Here is a 12,716-nt window from a genome sequence, read left to right on the forward strand (position 1 = left end):
CGTTTTCATATCAGAAATCCACAGTGGCCGAGAGCAAATAAGTCCGTGGCGTCGACAGCGTCAACCCCGGTTCACTGTCATCTGACGCCCCTGCCGAACTCCAATAACGCTTATCCAGCACGTTCTCGATATTGCCGCGCAAGGTGATGGTCTTTTCATCCAGCTTGAACGTGTATCGCGTGCCGACATCGAAGCGCTCCCAGGAGTCGATCTCCTTCTGGTTTGACTGATCCAGATACTGCGAACTCGAATAGATCCCGCGCCCAGTCAGCGTCAGCCCCTGCACGTTCGGCACATCCCACTCTGCCCCCAGATTGACGTTGTACTTCGGCGTCGCCGGCGCACGATTGCCGTCAAATGTGCCGTTGGTGGTTTCAGTCAACTCGCTGTCGATGTACATCACACCGCCGAGCAAGCGGAAGCCTTTCAGCGGTTCGCCAAACACGCTGAGTTCAACGCCATTGTTCTCGCGTTTGCCATTGGGCCCGAACACGCGCGTGGTGGCGTTGGTTTCATACGCTGGTTGCTTGATGCGGAAAACCGCAGCGGTCAGCGCATAGGCGCCGGCATCGTACTTGGCGCCGACTTCGACCTGACGGCTAATGAACGGCGGGAAAATCTCATCCTCGTTCACCGATGTAGACGGCGCGATCTTGCCCTGGCTCAGGCCTTCCATGTAGTTGGCGTACAGCGACAGTTTGTCGGTCGCCTTGAACAGAATGCCGCCGGATGGCGAAACTTTTACCTCGTCATAAGCGGTGTCGCCCTTCACGTCGTCGCTCCAGTCATCGACTTTGACCCGCTGCCAGCGCGCACCGAGGGTCAGCAGTAAACGATCATCGAAGAAACCCAAGGTGTCCGAGAGCGCCACGCCGCTGAAACGGTTTTCGGTATAAACCTTGGCGTCGTAGCGCGTCGGCGTGCCGGGTTTCGCCGTTTCCACCGGGTCATACAGATTGCTGCGCCCTGCCGCATAACGCGCGCCGCCGTTCTCGAAATCCATGTAGAAGTAGCTGGCCGCGAGGTTGACCTCGTGGCTCACCGGCCCGGTGTGAAACCAGTTGCGCACACCGGCCGTGGCCGTACGCACGTTTTCGTCGCGGGTGAAGTCGCGCGGCAGAACGCTGAAATCACCGGCATCGTTGGTCACGGAAACCGCATGACGCAGGAAGTCATGATTGCTTTTGCGCGCGCCGACGCCGCCGTACAGCATCACAGAATCACTCACATCAAATTCGGCGTTGACCGTACCGAAGGTGTCCTCGGTTTTCGCCTGGCTCCACGGTTGCGCGTAGTTGCGATGCACGTCGTTGGCGCTCGGCACCTTGGCATTGGCCGCGACCTGCACGCGTTCCTGCGGCGCATCGGTATCGCGTTCGGTGTGGCCGACATCGGTGGAAAGCCGCAAGCGCTCACCGCGAAAGTCCAGCCCCAGCACGGCCATGTCACGGTCAACACTCTGGTGATCCCATTCAGTGTCGCCGGACTGTTTGACGCCGTTGAAGCGCAGACCAAACTTATTGTCCTCACCGAAACGCCGGCCGACATCCACCGCGCCGCCAAGCTGATTGTTCGAGGCGTAATTGGCGGTCAGCGAAGTGATCGGTTGGTCGGTGGCATGCTTGGGCACGATGTTGATCCCGCCGCCGACACTGCCCCGTGGCGAGATCCCGTTGATCAGTTGGCTCGGGCCTTTGAGGATGTCGACGCGATCGGCCATTTCCATGTCGATGGTGTACGTCGGCAACACACCGTAGAGGCCGTTATACGACACGTCGCTGTTGAACAGGCTGAAACCACGGATGGTGAATTGCTCATAGCGACCACCCGCCGGGTTGGTCGCGCGCACCGAGGGGTCGCTGGAAATCAGATCGCCCAAGGTGCGCGCCTGCTGATTCTTCACCGCTTCGCTGGTGTAAGTGGTCATGCTGAACGGCGTTTCCATAAAGTCTTTCGACCCCAGCAAGCCCTGCGAGCCACGCCGCGCAACCTGGCCGCCAGCAAACACATCGGCATCGCTCGATCCGGTGGCGCCGAGAATCGAGGTCGGCGCCAGTTGCAGGCTGCTGCCATCGGCCGCCGGAATCAGCGTATAAGCGTGATCGCCGACCGGTTGCAGTTGCAGACCGGAGCCCAGCAACAAGCGGGTGAAGCCCTCCTCCACGCCAAATTCGCCGGACAAACCGTTGCTGTTGCGGCCACTGACCAGCGCCGGATCCACCGACAGATTGACCCCGGCCAACCCGGCAAACCGAGTCAGCGCAGCACTCAAACTGCCGGCGGGCACCTGATAACTGCGGCGGGCCGCGTCATCGGCCCAACTGGATTGAATCAACACGGGGCTGGCACTCAGGCTCAGCAGGAGGCTCAACTGCAACAACGGACGCAAACGACTTGGGAATACTGCGGGCATTGGAAGAAGCTCTCGATTTTGTTCACTTACCTGCAATGACCGGTGAGGCGAATAAAAGGGACAGGCTTCAGACGATATTTTTTCGCGGCATCAATGTGACCCAGAAACGCGTGCGCGAATGCACCTCCAGCGGCAGGCTCGCCGCCAGCAGTGCGAGGACTTTATCGGTGTTGTCGAGGCGGAAACTGCCGGTGATGCGCAGGTTTTCCAGTGCCGGATCCCAGCGCAGCAAACCCGGGCGATAGCGGCTCAACTCACGCAGGAAGTCGCCTAATGGCTGGTTTTGCGCCATCAACACACCGTCGCGCCAGCCTGGCATTTTCGTGTCGTAAGGCGTGATCAAACCGGCGCCTGAGGCTTGCAGGTTAATCTGTTGCCCGGCATTCAGTTGCAGCAAAGGCCCGTGTAACGGCTGCAATTGTACGGAACCGCTGAGCACCGATACGTTGCAATCACGCTCGTTAAGACGCACGCAGACTTCGCTGCGGCTGACGATGATCCGGCTGTAAGGCGCATTGATCGTCAACGCCGCGCCGCCACGGACGTTGAGCGCCATTTCGCCGCGTACCAAGGTCAGTTCACGGCTGGTGAGATCGACATTCACCGCACTCGCCGTGTTCAGCTGCAAGGTGCTGCCATCGGCCAGCAGCGTCTGTTTGTGTTCGCCGGTGCTGGTGTGCAAATCGGCGCGCCAGACGTCCAACGGTAATTGGCGACTGATCAGCCACGCCGTCGGCACAAGTGCGGCCAGAGCCAGCGCCCGTTTTAGGGCCGCACGCCGCGCCAGATCCGGTCGATCGAGGGTGGCCATGGCCAATTCTGTGGGCAGACTGGAAAATCGCTGACGTAATAACTGAATCTTCTGCCAGGCGTTTTCGTGGCGGCTGTCGCTCTCGCGCCAGGTCTTAAGCCGTGAGTGATCGGCTTCATTGGCTTCACCGGACTCGAGCAACGCAAGCCATTGCGCGGCAGCGCGCGCCACTTCCCGCGCTTCATTACCGGGCGCTATTCTCATCATAGATCTAGCATCAAACAATGCTCGTAAGCCGTTGCCATATAACGTTTTATGGTTCGCTCAGAGACTTGCAAGCGCTCGGCAATCTCGCGGTAACCCAGGCCTTCGAGCTGACTCCATAGAAACGCCTTACGCACCGCTCGCGGCAAGCCATCGAGTAATTCGTCCAATGCTTGCAGGGTTTCCAGCAGCAGCCAACGCTGCTCGGGCGACGGCACGCACTCTTCGGGCAATTGCGCGAGGGCTTCGAGGTAGGCTTTTTCGAGACTGCGGCGAGTGTAGAAATTGCTCAGCAGACGTTTGCCGACCGTAAGCAAATAGGCCCGCGGTTCACGCATTTCGACGATGGGTTGCGCGCTGCACAGCACGCGCATGAAGGTGTCCTGACTGAGATCCGCCGCATCCCAGGCATTGCCCATGCGCCGCCGCAACCAGGTTTCGAGAAAGCCACGATGATCGCGGTACAGCTCGTGCAGGCTCTGCTGCGATGGCGTCGCTGCTTCAGTCATCTCGAGAGGCCCTGCGCGAAGTAAGAATTCAAATGAGACTGATTCTAATTAACTTCACTCAGGAGACAAAGGTCTTTTTCGCCGCTGCAGTATTCATTAACGCTTGAGCGTCTCGCTCGGCAACTCGTTAAACAACGCCCGATAACTGCTGGAAAACCGCCCCAAATGCCAGAACGACCACTGCATCGCCACCTCGGCCACCGTGGTTTCCGTGGGTCTGCGCTTGAGCAATTCGCGGTGGGCACTGTTCAACCGGCGCAAACGCAGCCAGTGGCTGGGCGTCATTCCGGTGTAGGCCTTGAACGCTTGCTGCAACTGACGCAACGACACACCCGCAACGTTGGAAAGCTCAAGCAGATTGACGGTGTCTTCCGGCGAATCTGCGGCCCACTCCCCTACCCGTTTCATGATGCTTCGCTCTTCGGCGCGGCGCTGTAATCCGCCGCCGTCGAGACACACGCGTGCGTTGTCGAGAAGGAACATACAGTCCTCAAGCAGCTGTTTTGTCAGTGCGTCTTTTTCATCAATATCAAGTGGTTGCGTCAACTTCGTGAGAGTTGAGCTTAACCAGCGACTGAACAGGGCGTTCTGTCCACAGTTGAGCTGGGTCATGAACAAACCTTCGAGTTTCGCCACGTCCAGGCCGTGCTGACGGACGAACTCCGGGCCGAACACCACGGCAATTTCCTGATAGTTCTCCGGGGTGATCCAGATGTTGCGGCTGTCTTCATTGAGCAGGTACAGCGCGTTATCACTGCGATCAAAACAAAACGCCAAAGCACCCGACGGTGCGCTGAAATTCTGCTCGACGCGGGTGTTCATCTGCTCTTCGTAAACCTCGACACCCTGCAGATCCAGATAGCGAATCTGCCCGGCGAAATGGCCCGGCGACATCTGTTGGTAATGCTGTACCCAGCCCGGCGTGGCGCGGACTTGCTCGGCCACATCGGCGGTGTTGAACGCTTGTACCTGGAGCGGATTGCACGTTGTCATGGGGTGACCTTGCGCACTCTTTTGGTGCGCTTTGGTGCTGCTTAAAGTGGATAGATGGAACTGCAAGGCTTGCCCAAGATAGTCGTCAACGCGCCACAGGGGAAGGGGCGGAAGATGAAACCCGCCCTCCCCGGCGTCTATAAAACCAATAACGAGGTCTTTATGAATGCCCCTTTCGATCAGCTGTTCACGTGGCTGAAAGATCACAAGATTACCGAAGTTGAATGTGTGGTCAGTGACCTGACCGGCATTGCCCGCGGCAAGATCGCACCGACCAACAAGTTCCTGCATGAGCGAGGCATGCGCCTGCCGGAAAGTGTGCTGCTGCAAACGGTAACCGGGGATTTTGTCGACGACGACATCTACTACGACCTGCTCGATCCTGCCGATATCGACATGGTCTGCAAGCCAGTGGCTGACGCGGTCTACGTGATTCCATGGGCGATCGAACCGACCGCCATCGTCATCCACGACACCTTCGACAAGTTCGGCAACCCGATCGAACTGTCGCCGCGCAACGTCCTCAAGAAAGTCTTGCAGCTCTACACCGACAAAGGCTGGAAGCCGATCGTTGCGCCGGAAATGGAGTTCTACCTGACTCAACGCTGCGAAGACCCGGACTTGCCGCTCAAGGCGCCATTGGGTCGCTCGGGCCGTGCTGAAAGTGGTCGTCAGTCATTCTCGATTGATGCCGCCAACGAATTCGATCCGTTATTCGAAGACGTCTACGACTGGTGCGAACTGCAAGGTCTGGATCTCGACACGCTGATCCACGAAGACGGCCCGGCGCAGATGGAAATCAACTTCCGTCACGGCGACGCACTGGATCTGGCTGACCAGATCACCGTGTTCAAACGCACCATGCGTGAAGCTGCGCTCAAGCACAACGTCGCCGCGACGTTCATGGCCAAGCCGATCGGCGATGAGCCCGGCAGCGCCATGCACATTCACCAGAGCGTGGTTGAAATCGCCACCGGCAAACCGATCTTCGCCAATGAAGACGGGCAGATGAGCGAGCTGTTCCTCAATTACATCGGCGGTTTGCAGAAGTACATCCCGAAAGTGCTGCCGATGTTCGCGCCCAACGTCAACTCGTTCCGCCGTTTCCTGCCGGACACCTCGGCACCGGTCAACGTCGAATGGGGCGAAGAAAACCGCACTGTCGGCCTGCGCGTGCCGACCTCCAGCCCTGAAGCGATGCGTGTGGAAAACCGTTTGCCGGGCGCCGATGCCAACCCGTATCTGGCGATCGCCGCGAGTTTGCTCTGCGGTTACATCGGCATGGTCGACAAGGTGCAGCCGAGCGCTGCCGTGGAAGGTCGGGCTTATGAACGCCGCAACCTGCGCCTGCCGATCACCATCGAAGAAGCGCTGACGCAAATGGAAGAGTGCGAAACCGTTGCGCAATACCTCGGCGACAAATTCGTGCGTGGCTACGTCGCGGTGAAACGCGCCGAGCATGAAAACTTCAAGCGCGTGATCAGCTCGTGGGAGCGCGAGTTCCTGCTGCTGAGCGTTTAACCCAACCCAAAAGATCCCCTGTGTCGATCGTTCCCACGCTCTGCGTGGGAATGCAGCCCGGGACGCTCCGCGTCCCATCCAAAGCCGAACGCGGAGCGTCCGTTGAGGCATTCCCACGCAGAGCGTGGGAACGATCATTATAAGAAGAGGTGTCGATATGCGTCTGTTGAAATCCGTAATCCCGGTGGCCCTGAGCGTTCTGTTCAGTGCTGTAGCCCACGCCCAGCCACAAGTCAGCGTCTACAACTGGACCGACTACATCGGCGAAACCACCCTCGCCGACTTCCAGGCCAAAACCGGGATCAAGGTGATCTACGACGTTTTCGACTCCAACGAAACCCTTGAAGGCAAACTCCTCGCCGGCCGCACCGGCTATGACGTGGTCGTGCCGTCCAACCATTTCCTCGCCCGACAGGTAAAGGCCGGCGCGTTCCTCAAACTGGACCGCGAGCAACTGCCGAACTTCAAGAACCTCGACCCGAAACTGCTTGAACTGCTGCAGAAAAACGACCCGGGCAACGAGCACTCGGTGCCGTACCTTTGGGGCACCAACGGCATCGGTTACAACGTCGACAAGGTCAAGCAAGTGCTGGGCATCGATCACATCGATTCCTGGGCCGTGCTGTTCGAGCCGGAAAACCTGAAAAAACTCACCCAGTGTGGCGTGTCGATGATGGACTCCGCCGACGAAGTCTTCCCCGCGGTGCTCAACTACATGGGCATGGACCCGCGCAGCGAAAACCCGGAAGACTATAAGAAGGCAGAAGCCAAACTGCTGAGCATCCGTCCGTACATCACCTATTTCCATTCCTCGAAATACGTGTCGGATCTGGCCAACGGCGACATCTGCGTAGCCTTCGGTTATTCCGGCGACGTGTTCCAGGCCGCCAACCGCGCCAAGGAAGCGAAAAACGGTGTAAACATCGCTTACGCCATCCCGAAAGAAGGCGCCAACCTCTGGTTCGACCTGCTGGCGATTCCGGCCGATGCGAGCAACACCAAAGAAGCCCACGCCTTCATCAATTACCTGCTGGATCCGCAAGTGATCGCCAAGGTCAGCGCTTCGGTCGGTTACGCCAACCCGAACCCGGCCGCCAAGCAGTTCATGGATCCGGAGCTGGTCAACAATCCTGAGGTGTATCCGCCACAGGAAGTGCTCGACAAGCTCTACATTTCTACCACCCCGCCCCAGGCGATCATGCGTCTGATGACCCGCTCCTGGAGCAAAGTGAAGTCGAACAAATGAATCAGTACACCGAAGAACACGCCCGATCCTATTACGCCGCTTCGGCTCGGGCGACTGCACCTTATCCGCAACTGGAAGGTGATCTGAGCGCCGATGTCTGTGTGATCGGCGGCGGGTTCACCGGGGTGAACACCGCCATTGAACTGGCGCAGCGCGGGCTCTCGGTGATTCTGATCGAGGGCCGGCGAATCGGCTGGGGCGCCAGCGGGCGCAATGGCGGCCAGTTGATCCGTGGCATCGGCCATGACGTCGACGGGTTCGCCAAATACGTCGGTCAGGAAGGCGTGCGTTATTTACAGCGCGCCGGCATCGATTCGGTGGAGCTGGTGCGCAATCGCATCGGCGACAACGGCATCGAGTGCGACCTGCGCTGGGGTTTCTGTGATCTGGCCAACACCACCGCACAGTTCGATGCGTTCAAGGACGAACTGCTCGACCTCGCCGAACTCGGCTATGCCCACGAAACCCGCCTGATCGGCCCGGAGCAGATTCGCCAGCAAGTGGTTAACTCCGACATCTATGCCGGCGGGCTGGTGGACATGGGCTCAGGCCACCTGCATCCGTTGGATCTGGTGCAAGGCGAAGCACGGCTGGCGGCTTCGCTCGGCGTGCGGATTTTCGAGCAAAGCCAGGTACTGGAAATCATCCACGGCGCCACCGTTCAAGTGCGTTGCGCCAACGGCAGTGTGCGTGCGGGCAGTTTGGTATTGGGTTGCAACGCTCATCTGGATGAACTCGAACAACAGCTCAGTGGCAAAGTGCTGCCGGCCGGCAGTTACATCATCGCCACCGAGCCGTTGTCCGAGGAACGCGCCGCGCAATTGATTCCGCAGAATCTGGCGGTGTGCGACCAGAAAGTCGGCCTCGATTATTACCGGCTCTCGGCGGATCGGCGCTTGCTGTTTGGCGGAGCCTGTCACTACTCCGGACGCGATCCGGCCGACATTGCCGCCTATATGCGGCCGAAAATGCTCAAAGTCTTCCCGCAGTTGGCCGACGTGAAAATCGATTATCAGTGGGGTGGCAAGATCGGCATCACGGCCAACCGTTTCCCGCAGGTCGGGCGCCTCAAACAGCATCCAAACGTGTTCTATGCGCAGGGTTATTCCGGCCATGGCCTGAACGTCACGCATTGGTGCGCAAAACTGCTCGGCGAAGCGATTCACGCCGGCCACAGCCAAGGCATGGACGTGTTCAGCGGTGTGCCGCACATGACCTTCCCCGGCGGCCGGGCGCTGCGCTCGCCGTTATTGGCTCTGGGCATGTTCTGGTATCGCCTGCGCGAACTCATCGGCTAACATCCCTCCCCTGTAGGAGCTGCCGAAGGCTGCGATCTTTTGATCTTAAAAACAGAATCAACAGATCGCAGCCTTGGGCAGCTCCTACATTTTCAATGACATATGGGTTGTTCACATTTGCTCTATCGCGAAGCACCTCTATATTAATGAGGTGCTTTTGCGTTACTGACGCTCAGTGCCCAATAAACCGAGGAGGACATGGATGAAGTCGTCAGCCGTCGACGAGCCGCGAGCACCAGGCCAGGCACCGATCAAGACCCGCCGTTTTGGCGTGTCATTGGTCTGGATCGTGCCGATTGTTGCCGTATTGGTGGGTATTTCGCTGGTCGTGCACAACATCATGCAGGAAGGCCCGACCATTACGGTCACCTTCAAGACCGGTGACGGTCTCACCGCCAACAAAACTGAAGTTCGCTACCGCAACGTGGTCATCGGCCATGTATCGGACGTGGAATTGAGTGACGATCAGAAGAACGTCAACGCCACCATCAAACTGGCCAAACAGGCCGAGACCTTCACCCGTGAAGACTCGCAATTCTGGGTCGTGCGTCCGCGTATCGGCGCGGGCGGCGTGTCGGGCATCGACACCCTGTTGTCGGGCGATTACATCGGTGCCGACATCGGCCAGTCGAACACCCGTGCAAAGAATTTCAAAGGCCTGGAGAACCCGCCGCCAATCACCTATGGCGAGCCGGGCAAGCGCTTCAGCCTGCACACTCAAGACCTCGGTTCGCTGGACATCGGTTCGCCGGTTTACTACCGCAAGATTCCGGTAGGCCAAGTGGTTGCCTATGAGCTGGACAAGGATGGCAAAGGCGTGAACATCGAAGTGTTCATCCATGCCCCCAACGATGCTTACGTGACCGAAAACACCCGTTTCTGGAACGCCAGCGGCATTGACGTCAACGTCGGCGCCAACGGTTTTGCGGTGAAAACCGAATCGCTGTCGACCCTGTTGGTCGGCGGTATCGCCTTCCGTGCCCCGGAATACAGTCCCAACGACACGGTCGCCGCTGATGACCGTAATTTCGAACTGTTCGACGATCAACAGTCCGCCCTCGCCCCCCCCAACGGCAAGGCGCAATACCTGAGTCTGCGTTTCGAACAGCCCATGCGCGGCCTCAAGGTCGATGCGCCGGTGGAGTTTTCCGGCATTGAGATCGGGAAAGTCGTGGCGATCAATCTCGACTTCGATGCGAAGAAACAAACCTTTCCGGTCAATGTCGGCATCGTCATCTACCCGCAGCGTCTTGGCCAGGCTCACGCCAAAGTGCTGAAAGCCTTCAACCACAACCCCGACGACGAAGCCGCCGGGGTGCGACTGATCGGCACCTTCGTCGAGAATGGTTTGCGCGCGCAGGCACGCAGCGGCAACTTGCTCACCGGGCAGTTGTACATCGGTCTGGATTTCTACCCGAAAGCGCCGAAAGTTCCGTTCGACGTCAATGCACGTCCGGTCAGCATCCCGACCATTCCGGGCAGCCTCGAACAGTTGCAGGAAAAACTCGAAGCGATGCTCAACAAGATCAATGCACTGCCAGTGGAGCGCATTGCCGGCAATCTCGATGGCAACCTGATCGAGTTGCGCAAAGGCCTGACGCAGTTCAATGCGAAGACTTTGCCGGGCGTGCAAAAAACCCTCGGCGATGTCAGCAAAACGCTGGAGTCCGCCAATTCAACGTTGGCCGAAGATTCGCCACAACGCGAAAAACTCGGCGAAACGCTCGAAGAACTTGGACGCATGTCACGCTCGCTGCGTGAGTTGTCGGATTACCTGGGCCGTCATCCGGAATCGCTGATTCGCGGTCGCCCCGATAACGCCGCACCACTGGACCTTAAAGGCCCGCCACGCAATTGAGCACAGGAGCTGAAACCATGGCATTACCGTTGAAGATCACCGTGCTCGCTGCGTGCTTGTTGCTCGGCGCCTGCCGCAGCGACCCGATCAGCTTCCACACCCTGACGCCGGTGCAACCCGGCACCGGCCGCAGCGGCGCAGACATTGCCATCGAAGGCATTTCCGTACCGCCGCAAGTCGATCGAGCGCAAATCGTCATTCGCGAAGGCAACAGTGGTCTGGCAATTCTGGAAACCGAATGGTGGGGCGCCAGCCTCGCCGATGAATTGCGCAGTGCGCTGGTCGACCAACTGAGCAGCGCGGCCGGGCAACAGCGGTCATCGGTGCGGATTGAAGTGCAACGCTTCGATTCGATTCCGGGCCAGTACGGCTTGATCGACGTGAAATGGCGCTTGCGTCCGCTGGGGGCAACCGACAGTGGCTTGCTGACGTGCCGTTCAGTCCTGCAAACGCCATCCGGGCCGAGCATCGACGAACTGGTGGCAGCGCAGCAGAACAACGTCAAACGCCTCGCGGCGCAAATCACTCAGGCTGCCGGCAGCTCACGCGGCTGCCCACCCTCCTCCTGACCCCCACTCGCCCTGATCAGAGGTCGAAGCGATCCACGGCGCGGCGACGTTCATTGTCGTCGCGCACGTCGTAATTGGCGGTGGTTTGAATGTTGCTGTGATGCGCCAGTTTCTGCGCGATCGACAGATCATGCTCCTCGATCACCCGCGTAATGAATGAACGTCTGAAGTCGTGAGGCATGATCTTCACCCCGACCTGCGTGCCGCGCTGACGGGCGATGTAATAGATCGCGTGTTTGGTGATGCGCTCGCGGGTGATGTGGCTGCCACGGCGGATGCGATTGAACAGAAACGCATCATCGCTCTCGCCCTCCTTGAGTTGCTCGCGACGGAATTCCAGCCAGGCATTGAGCTTGGCGAACGCCCAGGTCGGCGCGTACTTGATCAGTTGTTTATTGCCCTTGCCGGTAACGGTCAGGCTGCGCTCGCGGAAGTCGACCTGGTTTAAATCCAGATCCACGGACTCCGACTTGCGCATGCCGGTGCCGTACAACAAGGCAATCACGGCAGCATCACGCAGACCCTGCGGCCGTGGATCCGCAGCGCAGACTTCCATCAATTCGTGAATCAATGTGCGTTTGAGATTGCGGCCCTGCGATAACCGCGTGCCGGCGATGCCTTTGACCGAACGCATCTTCAACAGATGATCCTGCGTGATCAGGCTCATGCGCCACGCTTCGTTCATCACACCGCGCACGGCATTCACATACAGCGAAGACGTATTCGGTGCGTAGCTGTCGGCGCGCAATGCTGCCACCAGCGCGATGACATCCTCAGGCTGCAGTGCATGCCAAGGGATTTCCTCGATGTTCACTTCTTCGAAACCGAGGCGGTCAGCCGCATCTTGCAAAACATAACGCATGGTCAACTGGCTGGAAGGCGCCAGCCGTGCCAGATACAACGTCAGCGGATTAATGTTGGACGGGGTGGATTCAATACTCGACAAGTCAATCAAACGAAACGGCCTTGAATAGAAAACGGTTCAACAAAACAACTTAAAAGTGCAAAGAAACTTATATAAGGAACGACTCTTCCGTAGGACTTTTCTATTAAAAGTGCCGATGAATGGAAGAAGTCTGAACGGCGGCTGTACGGCTCAAAGATAGACGATTTGCCGACCGCTTTTTGATGTTCCTTTCACAAAAACCGGCATAACCTTAATTACAACAGGTTGCCCCGAAAGGCCTACAACCTGCCGTCCGTGGGCATAAAAGTCAATCAGGCATTCCCCGGGCGGTCTTCCAAACCATTGAAATTCCGTGTTTTTCAGACAACTGGCTGAAGGATGGCTGTC

10 protein-coding genes are annotated in these 12,716 nt (G+C 58.4%); 5 read left to right on the forward strand and 5 right to left on the reverse strand.

The window, feature by feature from the left end:
• Positions 1-10 precede the first annotated feature (10 nt).
• From AD669_RS12770 to AD669_RS12785, 4 genes are all read right to left on the reverse strand, one after another.
• A complete protein-coding gene (locus AD669_RS12770) occupies positions 11-2,413 on the reverse strand; it encodes a TonB-dependent receptor (RefSeq protein ID WP_053120218.1) in 2,403 nt (800 codons plus the stop codon).
• A gap of 67 nt (positions 2,414-2,480) precedes the next feature.
• Positions 2,481-3,428, reverse strand: coding sequence for a FecR domain-containing protein (locus tag AD669_RS12775; protein ID WP_053120219.1), 948 nt, complete (start codon positions 3,426-3,428; stop codon positions 2,481-2,483).
• On the reverse strand, positions 3,428-3,937 hold the full coding sequence (locus AD669_RS12780; RefSeq protein WP_053120221.1) for a sigma-70 family RNA polymerase sigma factor: 510 nt from the start codon (positions 3,935-3,937) through the stop codon (positions 3,428-3,430). Before AD669_RS12780 ends, AD669_RS12775 begins: the two co-directional genes overlap by 1 nt.
• Before the next feature lie 96 nt (positions 3,938-4,033).
• On the reverse strand, positions 4,034-4,930 hold the full coding sequence (locus AD669_RS12785) for a helix-turn-helix domain-containing protein (protein ID WP_053120223.1): 897 nt from the start codon (positions 4,928-4,930) through the stop codon (positions 4,034-4,036).
• A gap of 162 nt (positions 4,931-5,092) precedes the next feature.
• Here AD669_RS12785 and AD669_RS12790 point away from each other — a divergent pair, with 162 nt between their 5' ends.
• From AD669_RS12790 to AD669_RS12810, 5 genes are all read left to right on the forward strand, one after another.
• Positions 5,093-6,451: a glutamine synthetase family protein gene (locus AD669_RS12790; protein WP_053120225.1), complete on the forward strand. Its 1,359-nt coding sequence runs from the start codon at positions 5,093-5,095 to the stop codon at positions 6,449-6,451.
• Between the two features lie 157 nt (positions 6,452-6,608).
• A complete protein-coding gene (locus AD669_RS12795; protein WP_053120227.1) occupies positions 6,609-7,697 on the forward strand; it encodes a polyamine ABC transporter substrate-binding protein in 1,089 nt (362 codons plus the stop codon).
• Entirely contained in the window at positions 7,694-8,995 is a 1,302-nt protein-coding gene (locus tag AD669_RS12800; protein ID WP_053120229.1) for an FAD-binding oxidoreductase, read from the forward strand. Before AD669_RS12795 ends, AD669_RS12800 begins: the two co-directional genes overlap by 4 nt.
• Before the next feature lie 202 nt (positions 8,996-9,197).
• Positions 9,198-10,853: an intermembrane transport protein PqiB gene (locus tag AD669_RS12805; RefSeq protein WP_053120231.1), complete on the forward strand. Its 1,656-nt coding sequence runs from the start codon at positions 9,198-9,200 to the stop codon at positions 10,851-10,853.
• 17 nt (positions 10,854-10,870) lie between these two features.
• The gene (locus AD669_RS12810; protein WP_053120233.1) at positions 10,871-11,422 is read left to right on the forward strand and encodes a membrane integrity-associated transporter subunit PqiC; all 552 of its coding nucleotides are present in this window, start codon (positions 10,871-10,873) and stop codon (positions 11,420-11,422) included.
• 16 nt (positions 11,423-11,438) lie between these two features.
• Here the strand turns inward: AD669_RS12810 and xerC are convergent, their stop codons facing one another.
• Positions 11,439-12,284, reverse strand: coding sequence for a tyrosine recombinase XerC (gene xerC, locus AD669_RS12815; protein ID WP_256218858.1), 846 nt, complete (start codon positions 12,282-12,284; stop codon positions 11,439-11,441).
• Between the last annotated feature and the right edge of the window lie 432 nt (positions 12,285-12,716).

It is taken from the genome of Pseudomonas sp. P1.31 (assembly GCF_001269815.1).
Taxonomy (GTDB): Bacteria; Pseudomonadota; Gammaproteobacteria; order Pseudomonadales; family Pseudomonadaceae; genus Aquipseudomonas; species Aquipseudomonas rustica.